General features: G+C 55.3%; 16 protein-coding genes. 11 read left to right on the forward strand and 5 right to left on the reverse strand.

Annotated features, from left to right (window positions below):
• The 3 genes from ABD971_RS12100 to ABD971_RS12110 form a co-directional block, all read left to right on the forward strand.
• Positions 1 to 278, forward strand: a 278-nt coding sequence (locus tag ABD971_RS12100; protein ID WP_345322369.1) for a hypothetical protein, incomplete at its 5' end; no start/stop codon positions are given.
• Between the two features lie 647 nt (positions 279 to 925).
• Positions 926 to 1,819 carry a DUF4142 domain-containing protein gene (locus ABD971_RS12105; RefSeq protein ID WP_345322371.1) on the forward strand — a complete coding sequence of 298 codons (894 nt, stop codon included), beginning with the start codon at positions 926 to 928 and terminating at the stop codon, positions 1,817 to 1,819.
• A 241-nt stretch (positions 1,820 to 2,060) separates the two neighbouring features.
• Entirely contained in the window at positions 2,061 to 2,231 is a 171-nt protein-coding gene (locus ABD971_RS12110; protein ID WP_345322373.1) for a hypothetical protein, read from the forward strand.
• Between the two features lie 679 nt (positions 2,232 to 2,910).
• On the opposite strand, the gene ABD971_RS12115 is transcribed toward ABD971_RS12110, so the two are convergent.
• Positions 2,911 to 3,735, reverse strand: a complete 825-nt coding sequence (locus tag ABD971_RS12115; protein ID WP_345322375.1) for a DUF547 domain-containing protein — start codon at positions 3,733 to 3,735, stop codon at positions 2,911 to 2,913.
• Positions 3,736 to 4,005: 270 nt separating this feature from the next.
• On the opposite strand from ABD971_RS12115, the gene ABD971_RS12120 reads away from it, so the two are divergent.
• The gene (locus ABD971_RS12120; protein WP_345322377.1) at positions 4,006 to 5,265 is read left to right on the forward strand and encodes a cation:proton antiporter; all 1,260 of its coding nucleotides are present in this window, start codon (positions 4,006 to 4,008) and stop codon (positions 5,263 to 5,265) included.
• A gap of 191 nt (positions 5,266 to 5,456) precedes the next feature.
• On the opposite strand, the gene ABD971_RS12125 is transcribed toward ABD971_RS12120, so the two are convergent.
• The 4 genes from ABD971_RS12125 to arsS form a co-directional block, all read right to left on the reverse strand.
• Positions 5,457 to 6,482 carry an NADP-dependent oxidoreductase gene (locus ABD971_RS12125; protein WP_345322379.1) on the reverse strand — a complete coding sequence of 342 codons (1,026 nt, stop codon included), beginning with the start codon at positions 6,480 to 6,482 and terminating at the stop codon, positions 5,457 to 5,459.
• A gap of 201 nt (positions 6,483 to 6,683) precedes the next feature.
• On the reverse strand, positions 6,684 to 7,865 hold the full coding sequence (locus tag ABD971_RS12130; RefSeq protein WP_345322381.1) for an iron-containing alcohol dehydrogenase: 1,182 nt from the start codon (positions 7,863 to 7,865) through the stop codon (positions 6,684 to 6,686).
• Positions 7,866 to 7,934: 69 nt separating this feature from the next.
• Entirely contained in the window at positions 7,935 to 8,531 is a 597-nt protein-coding gene (locus tag ABD971_RS12135; RefSeq protein WP_345322383.1) for a TetR/AcrR family transcriptional regulator, read from the reverse strand.
• A 277-nt stretch (positions 8,532 to 8,808) separates the two neighbouring features.
• Positions 8,809 to 9,861: an arsenosugar biosynthesis radical SAM (seleno)protein ArsS gene (arsS, locus tag ABD971_RS12140; RefSeq protein ID WP_345322385.1), complete on the reverse strand. Its 1,053-nt coding sequence runs from the start codon at positions 9,859 to 9,861 to the stop codon at positions 8,809 to 8,811.
• A gap of 361 nt (positions 9,862 to 10,222) precedes the next feature.
• On the opposite strand from arsS, the gene ABD971_RS12145 reads away from it, so the two are divergent.
• The 7 genes from ABD971_RS12145 (at position 10,223) to ABD971_RS12175 (ending at position 18,204) form a co-directional block, all read left to right on the forward strand.
• Positions 10,223 to 11,779, forward strand: a complete 1,557-nt coding sequence (locus ABD971_RS12145) for a mercuric reductase (RefSeq protein ID WP_345322387.1) — start codon at positions 10,223 to 10,225, stop codon at positions 11,777 to 11,779.
• A gap of 676 nt (positions 11,780 to 12,455) precedes the next feature.
• A complete protein-coding gene (locus ABD971_RS12150; protein WP_339946697.1) occupies positions 12,456 to 12,803 on the forward strand; it encodes a hypothetical protein in 348 nt (115 codons plus the stop codon).
• A 335-nt stretch (positions 12,804 to 13,138) separates the two neighbouring features.
• On the forward strand, positions 13,139 to 14,566 hold the full coding sequence (locus tag ABD971_RS12155) for an aldehyde dehydrogenase family protein (protein ID WP_345322390.1): 1,428 nt from the start codon (positions 13,139 to 13,141) through the stop codon (positions 14,564 to 14,566).
• 465 nt (positions 14,567 to 15,031) lie between these two features.
• Positions 15,032 to 15,883, forward strand: coding sequence for a phosphate ABC transporter substrate-binding protein (locus ABD971_RS12160; protein ID WP_345322392.1), 852 nt, complete (start codon positions 15,032 to 15,034; stop codon positions 15,881 to 15,883).
• A 141-nt stretch (positions 15,884 to 16,024) separates the two neighbouring features.
• Positions 16,025 to 16,240 (forward strand): ATP-binding cassette domain-containing protein, encoded by a 216-nt coding sequence (locus ABD971_RS12165; protein ID WP_345322394.1) that lies wholly within the window; start codon positions 16,025 to 16,027, stop codon positions 16,238 to 16,240.
• Positions 16,241 to 16,405: 165 nt separating this feature from the next.
• Positions 16,406 to 17,341, forward strand: coding sequence for a halocarboxylic acid dehydrogenase DehI family protein (locus tag ABD971_RS12170; RefSeq protein WP_345322396.1), 936 nt, complete (start codon positions 16,406 to 16,408; stop codon positions 17,339 to 17,341).
• Entirely contained in the window at positions 17,338 to 18,204 is an 867-nt protein-coding gene (locus tag ABD971_RS12175; RefSeq protein ID WP_345322398.1) for an alpha/beta fold hydrolase, read from the forward strand. Before ABD971_RS12170 ends, ABD971_RS12175 begins: the two co-directional genes overlap by 4 nt.
• Positions 18,205 to 18,387 lie beyond the last annotated feature (183 nt).

Here is an 18,387-nt window from a genome sequence, read left to right on the forward strand (position 1 = left end):
CTGGCGGTTCCAGCTTGGAAAGCTGGCCGACGATGGTTGGTGCCGAAACTTTTGACAAGTTCCGCTACGGGGCATTGTCGCTCGGCTTTCAAAGCCGATGGCGTGCGAGAGTGGTTAGACGCCGCAGCGAGAGAGACGTCTACACTGAGAATGGGGCGTTCAGCACTGGCGGTTCCAGCTTGGAAAGCTGGCCGACGATGGTGGGTGCCGAAACTTTTGACAAGTTTCGCTACGGGGCATTGTCGCTCGGCTTTCCAAGCCGATGGCGTGCGCCGTGATAAGACGCCGCAGCGAGAGAGACGTCTGCAATGAGAATGGTTTCTTTGGGCCTCGCGCCCAAGGCTACATGCTGCCGCCACGTCTGTGGCTGAGAAGTCAGCAATTTTCAATTTACAATTGTCAATTTAACCTTTTCAATGTTTTCGGTTTGCTAACACGTGGCAAGAGCTTCGTTTAGTGTTTTCGGTGCCGAAACTCTTGTTGGCTTGTTGATGGAACGTCGGTTTCTGCTGCCACGTTGCCCTCCCCGGAAAACTCGACGTGGGCTCGTTTTCCGCCCCTCCCCGCTGCGCTGGGCGGGTGAATTCGGTAACGGAATTCGGCGAGACTTTCGTTGCGGTGGGCATGCAGGGAACGAAACTTTTGACAAGTTTCGCTACGAGGGAAGGGGAGACCGGATGCCTTGCACACGATGACAGGCTGGAAGCCTATCCCACTTTGCAGAGCCCTCGTCACTCTATTGACGTTTCTTCTGATTGATATCATTTTCGGTTAGTTTTTTCGGCTCCGGTCCTTTTGGTTGTCGTGCGTAAGGGTGGTGATCGCCATGTTGATTGGGAACGGGACGTGCAGCAGATTTTGGGACGTTGGTCACGACGCGGTTGTCGTGGCAATCACCTCCTTGTTCGATCTCAGGAGTTCCCCCATGTCCAAGTTACGTTTCTCTGCCGCAGCGCTTTCAGTCGCGGCAATTTCGGGTCTTTCGACCGCCGCGGCGCAAACGACGCTCGATCAACCGGGCGTGCAAACCAGTCCGCCGATCGTCCAACCCAATCAGCCTGGCCAACCAACGACACTGCCTAGCCAGATCACCGACCAGCCAGCGGGATCGCAAAACGATCAAAGCGATCGTTATGAAGCTCGCCGCGTCGCGACAAACTCGCAGCAACAACAAGGTCCCACGGTCACGCAAGCCTTGGTGCAAAAACTGATCAAGTCCAATGAAGCGGAGATCGAACTTGCGAAGCTGGCTCAGCAAAAGTCCGATAACCAAGAGGTCAAACAATTCGCCCAAATGCTGATCCAAGATCACCAAGCGCTGAACCAAACACTGAAGCAACATGCGGGAAATTCCCAGTCGGGCCAATCGCAGACGCATCAGTCGACAACAGGCCAATCGCAAACGGGTCAATCTCAAGCTGGCAACAACGCTTCTACGGGTAACCAAGCTGCCGCTCATTCGCAAACCACCAGCGACCGGATGACCCAATGGGGCACTCAAACCGTGCCCAAAGAGCTCTGTCAAATCGGCGAACAGGCCTACGACAATGCTCTCAAAATGACCAAAGAGATGCTTAACAACTTCGAAGGTCAAGATTTCAACATGGCCTTTTTGGGTCAGCAAACTGTGGCTCACATAATGCTGCTGGCGGAACTGCAAGCGATCGAAAGCAACGGCCCGCAAACATTGCAGCCGATCGTTCAACAAGCTTCAAGCAAAGTTCAAATGCACTTGGAGAAAACAAAGCAGCTGGCCAAGAAGTTCGAAGATGACCGAACCAACTCCCAATCGAACACGCGTGAGCCATCGCGACAATAACGCGACGGGGTAACCCGCCGGTCACATCAATGTTCCGTGGGGTCAGTCGCGCGGCGCCGTCCATTTTAAAAATGGCCTAAGACGCCACGCGGCTGGCCTTGTTCTCACGGATCGGCATTTGTCGGTTTCGCGGCGTGCTCTTTCTATCACAGCCAGGACTTGTAGGCCGCCGGTGAATGGAACAGCGTTTGCGTTGGTTGGTCTTGGAAGATAACCACGTAAACCTATCAAAGGAACCATCATGAGCCCCAAAATCGAAGCCCCCAAGATCGGCGACATGTACCGCTGTGCAAAATGCGAAATGGAGATCCACGTCACCAAAGGCTGTGATTGCAACGATTGCAAAACACAATTCCTGTGCTGCGGCCAAGCGATGGAGAAAGTCACTTCGCCACCGGTCATGAATGACTAACCGATTGAGCCGTGGCGCGTAAGCGATCAGGCAATCGCGAGGGAGACTGAAATGCAACGCTGCGAAGCATTGCATTTCTGCGTAGCGGAAGTCGTCAAGACTTTCGATGGCGGCATATCCGTGCGGTTCCGAAACTTTTCGCGAGTTTCGCTACGGGGAAGCATTGTCGCTCGGCTTTCCAAGCCGTTGGCGTGCGTCGTGGTTAGACGCCAGAGCGAGAGAGACGCTTGCACTGATGTACTGACAATTGATTGTTCAACTTTAGCGGTTCCAGCTTGGAAAGCTGGCCGACAATGGAGAGAGTTTCCCGTTGGGGCCTCGGTGTGTTAGAGGTAGAAGGTTCGATTTAGCAGCCACGTTGCCCTCCCCGGAAAACTCGCTGAAGGCTCGTTTTCCGACCCTCCCGGCTTCGCCCGGGCGGGCGAAGCCGTGGGGGAAGTGAGGGAAGCTGGTTTCCTTGTGCCTCGCGCCCAAGGCCACATGCTGTCGCCACATCCGTGGCTGTGAAGTCAGCAATTTTCAATTGTCAATTTACAATTTCACCTTTTCTATGCATCCCGATTTGCCGACGCGCCGAGAGACGCAGGGTTCGTGGGATGTTGGCGGGTGCCGAAACTCTTGACGAGTTCCGCTACGGAGAAGAGGAGGCGGGAGCCTGGGAACGAGGAGAGAGCCGGCTCTACTGGGCGTTGAGGTTCCAGTCGTATTCCAGATAGCTGACCGTGGCCGTGTTTTGTAACGCGGCATTGCGAGCGGCCTCGTTGGGCAACCACGGTGCAATCCGCTGTAGCACGGCCGCTTGGTTGCTGCCGAAATCTTCGCCGAACCAATTCAGGATCGCCGAGAGCTCAATTCGATTTCGCCCTTCGTCATACTGAAAGTTTTGAGTGCGAGCGAAGAAGTCCTTTGTATTGAGTTCCAATTGCTGCTGGACCCGATCGGCAACATACGCCTCGTTCAGCAGTCGTGGGCAGCCGATTGAGGCACAAACAATTGCAAAGTGGATGCGGGGTTCTTCCATTTTCCGCAGCACTTCATGTTCAATTTGCTCCAGCGAATAAGGCTTGCCGCCCACATACAACTGCAAATCTTTCCACAAGTTGTAACCCCACAACTTGGCGGTGTGATTGCGAATGCTGGTGGTCGGGTATTCTCGCAGAATGCCGTGGACCGTTACTGCGTTGTAGGCATTGATCCAAAACGCGAGCGTTGCATCCCTGGACGCCGGAGCCGTTACGCCAGCGGCCGACAATTGTTTCAAGTACTGATTCAGGACCTGGACGTCACTACCGGACGCCTTGAGTGCCTTGTAATTTACTCTGCCGTTGGTATCGACATATTTGCGTAGCAGCGAGTCCCAGCGAGAGTGATCGATTCGGTCCATCGACAGATGCGATGAAACCTGGGTTCCGACGAAGACCGGCGATCCCGCATGCACCCTTGATCCACCGACCAGAGTGACGAACAAGGCAAATGCAAGCGTTTTGGTGAGAGTGTGAATCATGGGGTTGTTCCTTAACCTTCCGTGAATGAAAACAAAGTGGGGTGGGTTTTATACACACCGCAGACGAAAGAAGCGCCGTTGCCTTACAAAATTTTTTTCCAGTTTTCGTTCGCAGCAATACGGGAACCGCTCCAACGCGGTATCCGTGGCCATCGCCAAAACGACTAAAAACCTGAGGATTCGTGAAGACACCGGCTGCTTGGTAGCATTAGGATTCACGCGATTTGTTTCTCCCTTGCAGCGTCCGTTTTCCCCAACCTAAGACCTTTCATGGAACATTTGTTACTCGTGTCGGCGTTTGTGGTGCTGTGTTACGCGCTCGTCTCCGCGATCATTCCCAAAACGCTGTTGACCGCCCCGCTCTGTTTTGTCGCCGCCGGAGTCATGCTGTCGGAGATCTTGACGTTGTCGGTGGAACTGGATCTTGCAAAACTGATCGAGAAAGTCGCCGAACTGACGCTGGTCATCTTGTTGTTTACCGATGCATCGCGGATCGATGTTCGCGTGTTGACTCGCGAGCTTGGATACCCCGTCCGATTGCTCAGTATTGGCATGCCGCTGACGATCGGGTTGGGAATGCTCGCCGCTTGGTGGATCTTTCCGGAATTTACGGTTTGGGAAGCAGCATTGTTGGCAGCGATTTTAGCTCCGACCGACGCGGCACTTGGGCAAGCCGTCGTCAGTAGTTCTCGCGTGCCGCAGCGAATTCGACAAGCACTAAATGTCGAAAGTGGACTGAACGATGGAATCGCGGTGCCATTTGTGCTGCTGTTCGCTTCACTGGCGGCAGTCACGTCCGATTCCGAATCCGTCACCCACTGGCTCTTGTTTTGGGCGAAACAAGTCACACTCGGGCCCGTCGTCGGTGTGGCAGTCGGAGCGATCGGAGGCAAATTGCTCGATTTTGCCACCGCCAAAGGCTGGGTGATGGACAGTTTTATGCAGCTATCGGGAATCGCCTTGGCGATCTTGGCATGGAGTATCGCGACGACCGTCGACGGAAACGCGTTTATCGCGGCGTTTTCCGCAGGACTCGCGATCGCGTCGATGACTCAATCGGTAAAGCCGGTGATTCAAAATTTTGCCGAGACCGAAGGGCAGCTGCTTTCGCTTGTCACATTCTTGCTGTTCGGTGCAGTGCTGGTCGTCCCCGCGTTTCGAGCCGCGGGATGGAGCGATTGGTTGTACGCGATTCTTAGCTTGACGGTGATTCGTATGATCCCCGTCACCGTCTCGTTGATCGGAACCAAGCTGCATCGATCGACGATGCTGTTTATGGGTTGGTTCGGCCCCCGAGGGTTGGCGTCGGTGATCTTCGCGTTGTTGGTCACCAGCGAACACACGTTTCCACATGGCGACTCGCTGTTCAACGTGGTGATTTTGACTGCGACACTCAGCGTACTGGTGCACGGAATGACCGCGCTGCCTGGCGTGGCAGCGTACAGCCGGATCATCCGGGCAGAAGAACATCAGGATCGAAGCGAGCACGATCCGGTCACCGAACACCCCTTGCGACATCGCGTGGTTTAATACGAAACATGGCGTAAATCATGGTCGGCCAGCTTTCCAAGCTGGAACCGCAAACGGGGAGCGGTCGACTGACTGGTCGCGGTTAATCTTGCTGCGACGAAGTAACCCGCGTTCACGCTAACGGCTTGGAAAGCCGTGCGACGATTGGGAGCAAATCTGGAACGACCGATCCCTAACACTCCGTGACCGTGTTAGACGCGGATCACAAGTTTGCCGGAGTTGTTGCCTTTGAGCAGTCCCATGAATGCCTCGGGTGCATTTTCGAGTCCGTCGACGATATCTTCGTTGACTTGAACCTTGCCTTCACGTACCCACTTTTCCATCTCGGCAACAAATTCGTTGTAGCGCGGACCGTAGTCGTCGAAGATGATAAACCCTTGCATCTTGATCCGTTTGACCAACATCGTCATCATCAATTGCGGCCGCAGATCCGGGCCCGCTGGCGGCTCGGTGTCATTGTAGTTCGCGATCAATCCGCATAGCGGGATCCGTGCTTTGACATTCAACAGCGGAGTCACCGCATCGAATACCTTGCCGCCCACGCTTTCAAAGTAGACGTCGATCCCATCGCCGCAGGCTGCCGCCAATTGCTCGGCAAAGTCGCTGGCACGGTGATCGATGCATTCATCAAAGCCCAGCTCTTCGCGTGCAATCCGGCACTTCTCTGCACCGCCTGCGACACCGACGACTCGGCATCCTTTCAGCTTCGCGATCTGGCCCACGACCGAACCGACCGCGCCGGTCGCCGCGGCTACAACGACCGTTTCCCCCGCCTTAGGCTGGCCAATTTCAAGCAGCCCCATGTAGGCGGTAAAGCCCGGCATCCCCAGCACGCCAAGCGCCCACGAGGGATGCGGCATGTTAGCGTCCAGCTTGATCAGATCGGTGCCGCGTGACACCGCAAAGTCTTGCCATCCGCTGTAGCCCAGCACCCGATCTCCCTCGGCAAATCCTGAGTTTTTGGACTGTTCCACTCGGCTGACGGTGCCGCCCACCATCACGTCCCCCACCGCGACCGCAGGTGCGTAAGACGGACCGTCATTCATGCGGCCTCGCATGTACGGGTCCAACGAAAGGTACTCGGTCCGCAACAAGACTTCACCTGCGGCGAGCTCCGGTATATCGACCGTTTCGAGCCGAAAGTTATCCGGTCTTGGGGCGCCGTCGGGACGTGAGTTCAGAACGATGCGTCGGTTTTGCTTGGCGTAATCAGACATGAAATTGATGCTTTGGGGATGGAGGGTTGGTGACGTAACGTAGCCTAGGCTTCCAGCCTGGGAACCACAGCAAACGCAGACTGGAAGCCTAGATTCCGCTCCCAGACTGGAAGCCTAAACTACGCTCCCAGGCTGGAAGCCTAGGCTACGTTAAATTCAATATCCTTCAGGGATACAATCGACTTTCACTACGGATGAAAATTAGACTGTGAGTTGTGCCGGAGCGAGTGCGGACTCGAGGATACGGCGGCTGACGTCCAGCGTGACTTGTTGTCGTTCGCCCAACGCCGTCATACCATGCGACTCGAGTTGCTCGACTACCGCGTCGACCGCTTCGCTGCCCAGATCATATGCCGCGAGCGTTGTGGGGATGCCGAGCTCTTCAAAGAATTCACGTGTTCGCTCGATAACTTGGTCAATTCGACTCGCGTCGTCTCCGGTGTCGATTCCCCAAACACGCTCGGCGTACTGCAGCAATTTCTCGCGTTTGGCATCACGCATCTCGTTCATCAGTGATGGCAGCACGATGGCCAGCGTACGAGCGTGATCGATGTCGTATAACGCGGTCAATTCGTGGCCGATCATGTGCGACGCCCAGTCCTGCGGGACGCCGGCGCCGATCATACCGTTTAACGCCCACGTGGTCGTCCACATAAAGTTGGCCCGCGCCGCGTAGTCATGATCGTCTTCCTTCAACCGAGGTGCCAACTCGATCAACGTTTGCAACAAACCTTCGGCAAAACGATCTTGCACCATCGCGTCGACGGGATAAGTCAAATATTGCTCGATGATGTGGACGAACGCGTCAGCAACGCCGTTGGCGAGTTGTCGCTGGGGCAAAGTGTAAGTCTTGGTCGGATCGAGAACTGAAAAGGCGGGGTACACATGCGAGCTCATAAAGGCCAGCTTCGCCTTGACGGCGTCGTTCGTGATCACCGAGCCATGATTCATCTCCGATCCGGTGGCGGGCAACGTCAACACGGTTCCAAACGGGACAGCGGCCGTAACGTTCGCGCCGTGCTCGGTCAAAATGCTCCACGTGTCGCCAGCAAACGGGATCGCTGCGGCGACAAACTTGGTTCCATCGACGACGGAGCCGCCACCCACCGCCAGTAAGAAATCGATGTTTTCACGGCGTGCTAATTCCACCGCTCGCATCAAGGTTGCGAAGCGGGGGTTGGCTTCGATCCCGCCGAATTCAACAACGTTGCGTTTGCCTAGCGCGGCACGCACTTCGTCGAGCGTCCCATTGCGCTGGGCGCTCTGTCCACCGTAGAGCACCAGCACACGGGCGTCGGCGGGGATTTGGGAGTCCAGATCGGCAACGCGACCTTCGCCAAAGAGGATCTGGGTCGGGTTTCGAAAATCAAAGTTATCCATCATTTTTTTTTTGTCCTTAAATGGACCGGCCAAAATAGACCGGTCGGCTAGTGAGTGATTCAAATAAAATTTTTAAGTTTTGGTGGCGTCGATTAGACGCTCGGTCAGCCGCATTGCGTCATCGAACGCGGCTCCGTTTTTACGTAATTTGTCGAGCAGACTGGCTCCGAGCCAAAGTTGGTACAGCCATTCGGCGAGTTCGCCAGCGGGAACGTCGGCGTGGATCGATCCATCGTCGATCCCCGCTTCGATCAGGCTAGCCAAGCGAGCGATCACGCGGTCGGTGCCGTGTTGGAGTGCTTCACGCATTTCGACTGAGAAGTCGGCGATCTCGGCGCTGAGCTTGACGACCAGACATTTATTGGAGGTGCATTCGTCGGTTTGCGATTGTTGCCAGCAGCGGAAATAGGCGAGCAATTGGTTCGCGGCGGTCCCGCCGGCGTCGTCCAGCAGCGATTCCAGATCGTCCATGTAAGTAGCGACGTAATCTTGGATCAACGCTTGGCCGAATTTTTCTTTCGATTCGAAGTAGTGGTAGAACGAGCCTTTGGGGACATTCGCCAATTTCAGCAGTTCGGTCAGCCCGACGGCGTTGAAGCCCTTTTGTGCCATCACCGCTCGGCCTTGGGCCAGGATGTGGGTTCGCGTATCGGAGTGTTTGACGTTCATACAAACCACTATCGCCATAATTAGACCGGTCGTCTAGTTGTAGTTTCGGAAAAGGAGGATATTTTTTCTGACGGGGGATGGGGATTTGGAGATCCAGGTCGTAGCGAAAGTCGCAGAGACTTTCGCATTTCGCTGCGTGGATCGAAACGCTACGCAAGGTTCGCGACGCGAGACGATTGAAATTCTCGGCGAGTTTCAAAAAAGGGATGGCCGCCGAAACTCTACGAGGAGTTTCGCTGCGAGGAGTTTCGCTGCGGCGGGGGAGGGCAGGGGGGTTTTATTTGGCGATCGCGCCTTGGCAGCCCGATCCGGCACCGGCGGTGCAGCCGAAACAATGTTGGCCGACGATGATCTGGCGTTTAGAGAGTGCTTCGTAGTCAAAGTCTTGGATATGAGTCGGGTTCCCCTTGTCGACTTGCAAATCCAACATTTGATTGAAATCGCAATCGAACAGACGACCATCCCAGCCGACCGACAGTGTGTTGCGGCACATCAAACCGTCGACCGAGGCCGGGTTGTAGGCGTCGACAAGCTTCTGCATGTAGGTGTCAAACTCATTCGTTTGCACCAAGTATTCCAAATAACGGCTGACGGGCATGTTCGTGATCGTGAACAAACGGTTGAACTGAATTCCAAAGCGAGCGTCGAGCTCTTTTCGGTAGGCACACTCCAACGACTGTTGGTCTGGCGGCAAAGAGGCGCCGACCGGGTTATAGACCAGCGTTAACATCAGCCCGCTGCCGGGGTGACCGTAGCCCAAATCGTTGAGTCGTTTTAAGGCTTGGACCGACTTCGAGAACGCGCCGTCACCTCGTTGCGAATCGGTATTTTCTTCCAAATAGCAAGGCAGCGAGGCGACAATTTCGACTTGGTTTTCAGCCAAAAACTCGGGCATCTCGGTAAACCCTTTGGCCAACAGGATGGTCAAGTTACAGCGATCGATCACATGCCGTCCGAGTGAGCGTGCTTGGCGAACAAAGTGCTTGAAATTTGGATTCATCTCCGGCGCGCCCCCCGTCAAATCGAGTGTTTTGATTTGAGGATGATCTCGCAAGACACCGATACAGGCATCGACGGTTTCCCGCGTCATGTTTTCGCGGCGATCGGGACCTGCGTCGACGTGACAATGGCTGCAAGTCATGTTGCAAAGCTTGCCAATATTGACTTGCAAGATTTCGATACGATCGCTGGCGAGCCGCTCGAATCCCGATTCGCTTAGCTTCGCCGCGAACTTTTCGGTACCACGCGGTGGCATCAGCACGACCAATTGCTCGGTCGGGTTGGCCAGCGGGTTGCCACGATGTTGCAGCGATGTTTTGGGTTGCGACATGAGCGATCAACAAACTCTTTAATGCGACGAGAAATAATTAGTGTGGCAGCCGGGTCCGAAAACGCTACCGACGCTCCTTGGTGACAACGACGAAGTGGTGAGCCTTTCCTTACATCAAAGATTCGAAAAACAGCGAATTCTTTGATGGAGAGCGAAAACGGTCGCTCATTTATCTTTCCAAGAATCTTTTTGTAAGGAGTTGGCGATCACGGCGTCCCCCTGCTAACTGAATCATCTTTGTCCATTGTCGCTGATCGATCTGCGATCGGTGTGTACGGTACAACTATCAAAATAGGCTAAATGCATGTCGACGAACAGCGAACTTTTCAACAAACGAACTTCTACCACAAGCGAATCATCGATGTCTTCGAAACTGATTCAACTGCAACCTCACGACGAGTACAACCAGTCGCTCGAAGCCAACGTGCATCCGCCTGATTGGGTCAATCCGAAACCAAGCGGCGAATACCACTTGGTGGTGATCGGCGCAGGAACCGCGGGACTGGTGACCGCGGCGGGCGCAGCGGGACTGGGGGCTCGCGTCGCCTTGATCGAGCGTGAGTTGATGGGGGGAGACTGCTTGAATGTGGGCTGCGTGCCATCCAAAGGAGTGATTCGTGCGGCGCGAGTTGCAGCGTCGGTTCGTGATGCCGAACCCTACGGCGTGCATGTTCCGGAGGGCGTCGAGGTTGATTTTGCAAAAACGATGCAGCGGATGCGGCGATTGCGGTCCAAGATCAGCCCCAATGATTCGGCCAAGCGTTTTTCCGAAATGGGGATCGATGTCTTTTTCGGCAAAGGGTCGTTCGTCAACGACAACACGCTCAACGTGACGCGTGAAGATGGTTCCGTCAGCGAGTTAAAGTTCAAGAAAGCGGTGATCGCTTCGGGGGCTCGTGCCTCGGCGCCACCGATCCCGGGACTCGACACCGTTTCGTATTTGACGAACGAAAATTTGTTTTCGCTGACGGAATTACCCAAACGGTTTGGGATTGTTGGCAGTGGACCGATCGGCAGCGAGATGGCTCAAACGTTCGCTCGCTTGGGCAGCGAGGTGTTTTTATTTGAACGTGGGCATCATCTGCTGCCTCGCGAGGATTCCGATGCGGCTGCAGTGGTGCAAAAACATTTTGAACATGATGGCATCAATCTGTTCTTGGACGCCGCCGATATGAAACTCAGTCCAGAAGACGATGGCGCCGTTCGAGTTCAGGTCACGCAAAAGGGCGAACTCAAAGAAGTGGTCGTCGATCAACTGCTGGTCGCCGTGGGACGTGCGCCGAATACCGAGGGGCTGAATCTCGAAGCGGTCGGTGTCAAATATGACGCATCGGGAGTCGAGGTGAACGATCACTTACAAACGACCCACCCCCGCATCTATGCCGCGGGCGACATTTGCTCGAAATACAAGTTCACGCACGCGGCCGATTTCCAAGCCAGGATCGTGATTCAAAATGCGTTGTTCGCCGTGGGGCCGTTTGGAAAAAAGAAAGCGAGTGACTTGATCATTCCTTGGGCCACCTACACCTCGCCCGAGGTGGCGCATGTCGGGATGTATGAAAAGGAAGCGGCCAAGGCGGGAATTGAAATTGATACCTATATCCAGCACTTTAGCGACGTCGACCGAGCGATCTTGGAGGGGCAAGACGACGGGTTTGTGAAGGTGCTGACGAAGAAGGGAACCGACAATATTGTGGGCGCGACAATCGTCGCAGAGAACGCAGGAGACATGATCTCGGAAATCACGCTGGCGATGACCGCGGGAGTCGGATTGGGAAAAATAGGTTCCGCAATTCACCCCTATCCGACGCAGGCCGAAGCGATCCGAAAACTAGGGGATCAATTCAGCCGTACACGATTGACTCCACTGAGCAAAACGATGCTCAACGTGCTGCGGCGACTGAACGTCGGCAAGTAAATTGAGCTCGAGACACCCCCGGCGCCGCAATGGAGTTGCAACAGGCCGCCGAGACGGCCGCAAAAATTTTCATATTTTTCTCATACGCGATGCTTAATTGATCACCACTGCTTACATCCGAGGAGATATACTTCAACACGTTGCGGTACCGACGCAATCGCGAGCGAACCGGTCGGAAAGTAGGCTGGAAGCAAAACAAACTTGAATTTTCGTGTGCTTGGCGAGCAACCCGCTGCCCCCCGGGGAAGCGTCACGAACGAGGGGACACGTTTTCGCTCGTCTCTGATCCCGAAATCGCGTCAACGACGGTCCAAGTTGCGGATCAACAGCGTCGTCATTGCTCGTACAGTCATCTGCTGTGCAGTCGCCTTTGCCGTCAAAGCATGACAGCAAACCGGCTCGCTAGGGATCGAGCAACGCGGTAGTGAGGTTGGAAGTGAGATCTTGAGGTTGGAAGTGAGATCTGATGTGCGGCGGTGACACAGGCAAATCAAAGAACGGCGGACAATCGTCCGTTTACTGAAGTCGATCCCAAGTGCACCACCGCAGTAACGGCGTGCCGAGGAAGCGATAACGTGTCGTCAAACCGATCGTCAATTTGGCTTCCGCTAACTCAACAAAATGGCACATCGATTGCACTAATCAATAAGCAAAATGTCATGGGGGGGATGAGCTGATGTCTACCAACTACTTGCGAGCGGTCGAATTTATTGGCGGACCTATCGACGGGCACATCGATGGGGTTGCGATACCGATGAAACCATTTGTTGCCATCAAAACGGTTCCTCCCGATCAACCGGTCAGTTCGCTGACGATGTTATGGCGGCTGCTGCGATTACCGGAACATCGTCCTCCTGCGGTTTTGGCAATTTACGAGATGCAGACGCGTGATTCAGGACCAGGCTATTACTATTTGCGTTCGGTGGTGGCCAGCGACTGTGATCTGAACCCCATTATTATGGACGCGATGATCCAGCGATCCGATCTGACGCTCGGTCCGCTCACGCTGACTGATCTGAAATAGGTCGCTGAATGATTTTCGATCGCTCGGGATTATCTTCTGCTTGGATCGAGTTCGGTAAAATCAATTTCGGCTAGTAACGCGGTGACGGTTGCCGCGACGGTCAATCGTCAGGGCACGCAAACGGCTTGGAACGCCGTGCAACAATGGGCGGTTGCAACCGACACGTCGTCGAGTGGCAAGCGGCATTGGGTTGCTCAACACTCACTTGCGATAGATCCTGTATAACAAAGCCAGACGCAGTCTCGATGAACGACTTGATCCGTTCGCGATGGCGTTCCAACATCAAGATCCACAGTGCTGCAGCCCGGGTGTGCCGATACCTCTCGAGAACAACTATGAAACGTAAATGGCCTTACTTTCTTGCCAACGAACCCTTGACTCCCAATACCGACTTGAAAGTGTTGGACAAGTATTCGGGTGAAATTGCAGCCGAGGTGGCGCTGGCGGATTCGGCGGCGATCGACCGTGGCATCGCTGGCTGTGTCGAAGCTGCTGGCGCATTGGCGGAGATGAAACCCTACCAGCGTCAAGACATCTTGAATCACTGTGTGAAGCGATTCAGTGAACGATCTGATGAATTGGCAATGTCGTTGTGCATCGAAGCGGGGAAACCGATCCGAGACGCTCGCGGCGAAGTCTCGCGATTAATTGATACGTTTCGGATTGCGGCGGAGGAATCGGTACGTATCCGCGGCGAGGTGATGAATCTGGAGATTTCGTCGCGAGCCGCTGGCTATCGTGGGATGTGGAAACGTGTTCCGATTGGGCCTTGTTCTTTTATCAGCCCCTTTAATTTCCCGTTGAACCTTGCCGCTCACAAGGTCGCCCCGGCGCTGGCGGTGGGATGTCCGTTCGTGTTGAAACCCGCCAGCCGCACGCCGCTTGGGGCCTTGATCATCGGCGAAGTTCTTGCCGAAACCGATCTGCCCAAAGGGACGTTTTCGATCCTGCCCTGTTCACGAGACGGAGCCGATTTGTTTACGACCGACGAGCGTCTGAAACTGCTCAGTTTCACTGGTTCGCCCGACGTCGGTTGGGCCTTGAAGTCGAAGGCGGGCAAAAAGAAAGTCGTGCTTGAACTTGGTGGCAACGCCGCCTGTATCGTCGACCGCGACGCCGATTTGGACGACGCGGTCAAACGCATCGTCTTTGGCGCGTTCTACCAGTCGGGGCAAAGTTGCATCGGAGTCCAGCGGATCATCGTCCACGAAGAAATTTACGACTCACTACGTGATTCGCTGGTGGCCGCCACGGAGGCCCTGGTCGCTGGCGATCCCAAAGACGAGCAGACGTTCATCGGGCCAATGATTTCGGAAACGGAAGCCGAGCGGCTTCATCGCTGGATCCACGAAGCGGTCGCCGCGGGTGGCAAACTGCTGTGCGGCGGCGAACGCGACGGTGCGATGTTAGACGCCACGCTGTTGGAAAATGTGCCCGCGGATCAAACGCTTTGCAACGAAGAAGCGTTTGGACCAGCCGCGGTGCTGAGCCGGTTCACCGATTTCAGCGACGCGCTTGCCGAAGTGAACCACAGCAAGTTCGGGCTGCAAGCGGGCATTTTCACGCGTGACCTGTACAAGGCCCATCAAGCCTGGGACACCCTGGATGTCGGCGGCGTGGTGATCGGCGATGTGCCATCGTGGCGAGTCGACAATATGCCCTACGGCGGCGTGAAAGACAGCGGATTGGGGCGTGAGGGAATCGTGTTCGCGATGGAAGACATGACCGAAATTCGCAACTTGGTCATCCGCACCCCCTCTTAGCCAATCGTAGTCGTCAACTGGTCGGCTTTGCTAAGACGAGTGGCAAGACACGCGGCAAGACAATTTCGGGGGGGGGAGGCTGCCTCCCCTTCTCGCCTCACGAAAAAGGCCCAAGCGATACCGGCGTCCCTCCCTAAGAAGCGGCAACGCTGCGAATCACTCGCTTGTTGACGATTCGCAAAGCACGGAATTCTGCAATTATTTTTGTAAGGATTTCCGTCGATCACCGTCTTTGACTGCTGTGGCCGCCGATGTCGGATGCGCCGTTGTTGTTTTTACGGTTTGATCCGAATGGAGGTCGGCACGCTGAATCGCGGCTCAGGCGGCCGGATAGCGGTTTGCGACACGATGTTTCACCTCAGGCAACAAAACTGTACGCCGGCGTGTTTGACGCAGTTGCCTCGCGTGCCCCCCGCCGAGGAAGCCATGACGTTTGATTGCCGCCGTAGAAATAGGAAACGTGCTGTGAGCACCGAGGAGCATCCGAGAAGCACACGAGTATTTTCGATTGGCGTTTTGGCGCTGCTGCCGCTGGTGATCGTTTCGTGTTCCACCAACAGCGTCAGCGACAACACAAACCAACTTGAATTGTCCGGTTCGAGTACGATTGCGCCGTTGGCAGCAAAGATTGCCGCTCGGTTCGAGTCGATGCATTCGGAAGTTCGCGTCAATGTTCAGGGCGGCGGTAGCTCGCGAGGCATCACGGACGCTCGCCGTGGCCTTGTCGATATCGGGATGGTCTCACGCGACTTAAAATCGGAAGAGCAGGATTTGACCGCGTTCACGATCGCTCGCGATGGAATCGCGGTAATTGTGCACCGCGAAAATCCGATCACATCACTGACGAACAACCAAATTGCCGCGATCTATACCGGCGACATCAAAGATTGGCGTGACGTCGGAGGCACGGCAGGCCCGATCACCATCGTCAACAAAGCCGAAGGCCGTTCCACACTTGAGCTGTTCACCGAGTACATCCAAGTTGGAAATCGTCACATCAAAGCCGACGTGGTGATTGCCGATAATGAACAAGGCATCAAGACAGTTGCCGGAAACCCTGGTGCGATCGGCTACGTTTCGATCGGGAGCGCCGAGTACGATGCCGCCGCCGGGGTCGCGATCAAACTTTTGCCCTTGGCAGGCGTTGCGGCATCGATTGAGAACGTCCGCAACGGCAGCTTTCCATTGACGCGGCCCTTGAACCTTGTCGTCAAGCAATCCCCGACGCCGCGGCTTCAAGCATTCCTCGAATTTGCCAGATCTAGCGACGTTCACGATATCATCGAGGCCCAATACTTTGTCCCGCTGGCCCGCTGAACTTATCGCAGACATGGTTTCTGCATGGATACGCAGTGATCACCCGCGTGATCGTGCTGCGGACCTTACTATTTCTGTTGTTCGAGTCATCTCGCCTCCGTTTCGCGAGGTTGGACTGACGCGATTATTCACGGACGCCGCGTGGTCGAAGAGTTGCTGCCCCGTTTCCGCGAGCGTTATACCGACGTGGTGGTCGCGCACAATTTACAGCAAACGCGTCGGATCGCCGACTACGCTGCTTTCTTTCGGGCCACCGTGGGAACGGGATCGCCAATCGACGATGGCACCGGAGAACAAATTTTCGAAACGCCGCAACCAACGTTGACGGTGGCGTACGTCAACGCAGAAGCGTGCTAAACCATCCTTTTGGCGTTTCACCGCCCCTTGCCGCATTGCATGTTGCAGCCACCGTGCGTGATCGGCATGGAATTCGCGTCTTCCCTCGGATTGCCGAACCGCTGCGTTGGCGATCGTCGTCACACTGCGCCGAGGCATTCCGAATATTCACAGGGAGAGAACGTCGTGTTTGGATCGAAACAACCGAGTCCTGTTGCCGAGTACGCAGCGACTGGCGAAGTCGAGCGGGTGTACCACGAAATACGACAAACGCTTCGTGTACGCGGCATCAATCTGATCTTTCGCACCTGGGCCGGGCACAAAGGGCTGATGCCGGTTTTGTGGGATACGGTCCGTCCTAACGCCGAAACGATGATGTTTGAACAATCCTCGGATCAAATTCGCTCGGCCGCGGTGGAATTGGCAAGGCCGCTAGGGGATCTCGGCGCGAAACAGCAAACGTTACTGGGACCGAGTCAAGCGTTTCAATTGCACGAGATTTTGAAACTCTATCACTACATCAATCCTAAACTGCTGCTGCTGGCCTCGGCAGTGCGTCAAGGACTCGATGGGGAGCTGTCGATCAAACAGTACTCAGCAACCGAGCCGGCCGAGCGAATCGCACCCGGTATCCCGGCGAACATGGCCGCACTGGAGATGGAAGACGAAAATCCTAGCTCCTCGCAACTTCAGACGCTGTTTAGCGACATCACCGAGACGCTCTCGCTACGCTCGATCAACAGCGATTATCGCAGCTTGGCACTTTGGCCGAACTACCTTGACGCGGTATGGCGGGAACTCAAACCCAAGGTTCAATCTGCCGCCTATGGGACCGCCGCAGATCATCTGCGGGAACGGTCGCGTCGCTTGGCATCGGAACTGCCCTACCCTGTCCCCCTGTCGCGAGCGAGGTTAGAGGGTGAAGGAATTGATTTTGACGAGACGCTGCAGAGCTGTGAAACGTTTGAACAGCTGCTGCCGGGATTGATTTTGAACATCGCAATCTGTCTGCGAGATTGGCAACCCGATGACGCTTTACTGCGGTCGCCTTTCCCCGCGACCGCAATCCCACCAAGATCGCAAAACGACGAGCGACCTGAATTCACCGGAGGTGCAAAATGAATTGGCGTGATTATCAAGCATTACAAAAAGTAACGGAATTGGGCGACCACTTCGTTAGCTATGTCGATCAGGGCAGCGGAAACGACACCGACCAAGATCCGGTGATCTTGCTGCATGGGATTCCTGTTTGGGGTTACCTGTGGCATCAAGTGCTGCCTACACTGGCAACGCATCATCGCACGTTGATACCGGATTTGCTGGGGTTCGGTTTTTCCGATCGACGTGACTGCTTTGACCGCTCGATCACTCGGCAAGCGGAAATGATTGACCAGTGGATGGACAAACTGGGAATCGCCAAGGCCGCGGTTGTCGCTCATGACATTGGTGGGGGCGTGGCGCTGCGATTGGCAACTCTGTTCCCGCACCGAGTCTCGCGACTGTGCGTGATGAACACGGTCTGTTATGACTCGTGGCCGATCGAATTGATGTTGCAATTTGGACATCCCAGCGCCAAAAGTATTGCTTCGGCATCGAAGACAATCGCGTCGCTAGGCGTGGCACTGAAGAGCGGTTTTGCCACGTCGCCCGAGACCGAAGTGATGGAGGGACTCTTGGCGCCTTACCACACCGAAGTCGGCAAATTGTCACTGATCCGTAACGCCGCGTCGCTGAACACCAACCAGACGACCGAGATCACCGATCGGTTGCACCGGATCGCCGTACCAACGTTGGTGTTGTGGGGCGAAGATGACAAATTCCAACTGGCGAAGTTTGGAAAACGTTTGGCAAAGGACATCCCTGGCGCTCAATGGGTGCCAATCGCCAACGCTCGCCACTTTGTCATGCTCGACCAACCCGCCTCCGTCGTGGCTCATCTACAGTCGTTCTTAGCCGCCGACACCGCCGCCGCAAAATCGGTGTGAGCATTCCTTGGACTCACCAAGGTCATTTACATTTCTGCAAAAATCAACCGGCCGTCAAGAGTATCGATGCTACGTTGGTCTCCGCTGCAACGAGGCCCTCCCCGGAATACTCACTGAAGGCTCGTCTTCGGTCCCGTCCCGGCTTCGCCGGGAGGGTGAAGCCCGTTAGCCGTTTTGGCGTTA

Source organism: Novipirellula rosea (assembly GCF_039541335.1).
Lineage (GTDB): Bacteria > Planctomycetota > Planctomycetia > Pirellulales > Pirellulaceae > Novipirellula > Novipirellula rosea.

What these genes read in the sequence shown, in the direction of transcription:
- ABD971_RS12110 (WP_345322373.1), top strand. Translation starts at nt 2,061, where the DNA reads ATGAGCCCCAAAATCGAAGCCCCCAAGATCGGCGACATGTACCGCTGT.
- ABD971_RS12125 (WP_345322379.1), bottom strand. Translation starts at nt 6,482, where the DNA reads ATGTCTGATTACGCCAAGCAAAACCGACGCATCGTTCTGAACTCACGT.
- ABD971_RS12175 (WP_345322398.1), top strand. Translation starts at nt 17,338, where the DNA reads ATGAATTGGCGTGATTATCAAGCATTACAAAAAGTAACGGAATTGGGC.
- ABD971_RS12105 (WP_345322371.1), top strand. Translation starts at nt 926, where the DNA reads ATGTCCAAGTTACGTTTCTCTGCCGCAGCGCTTTCAGTCGCGGCAATT.
- ABD971_RS12130 (WP_345322381.1), bottom strand. Translation starts at nt 7,865, where the DNA reads ATGATGGATAACTTTGATTTTCGAAACCCGACCCAGATCCTCTTTGGC.
- ABD971_RS12145 (WP_345322387.1), top strand. Translation starts at nt 10,223, where the DNA reads ATGTCTTCGAAACTGATTCAACTGCAACCTCACGACGAGTACAACCAG.
- ABD971_RS12135 (WP_345322383.1), bottom strand. Translation starts at nt 8,531, where the DNA reads ATGAACGTCAAACACTCCGATACGCGAACCCACATCCTGGCCCAAGGC.
- ABD971_RS12150 (WP_339946697.1), top strand. Translation starts at nt 12,456, where the DNA reads ATGTCTACCAACTACTTGCGAGCGGTCGAATTTATTGGCGGACCTATC.
- ABD971_RS12120 (WP_345322377.1), top strand. Translation starts at nt 4,006, where the DNA reads ATGGAACATTTGTTACTCGTGTCGGCGTTTGTGGTGCTGTGTTACGCG.
- ABD971_RS12155 (WP_345322390.1), top strand. Translation starts at nt 13,139, where the DNA reads ATGAAACGTAAATGGCCTTACTTTCTTGCCAACGAACCCTTGACTCCC.
- arsS (WP_345322385.1), bottom strand. Translation starts at nt 9,861, where the DNA reads ATGTCGCAACCCAAAACATCGCTGCAACATCGTGGCAACCCGCTGGCC.
- ABD971_RS12115 (WP_345322375.1), bottom strand. Translation starts at nt 3,735, where the DNA reads ATGATTCACACTCTCACCAAAACGCTTGCATTTGCCTTGTTCGTCACT.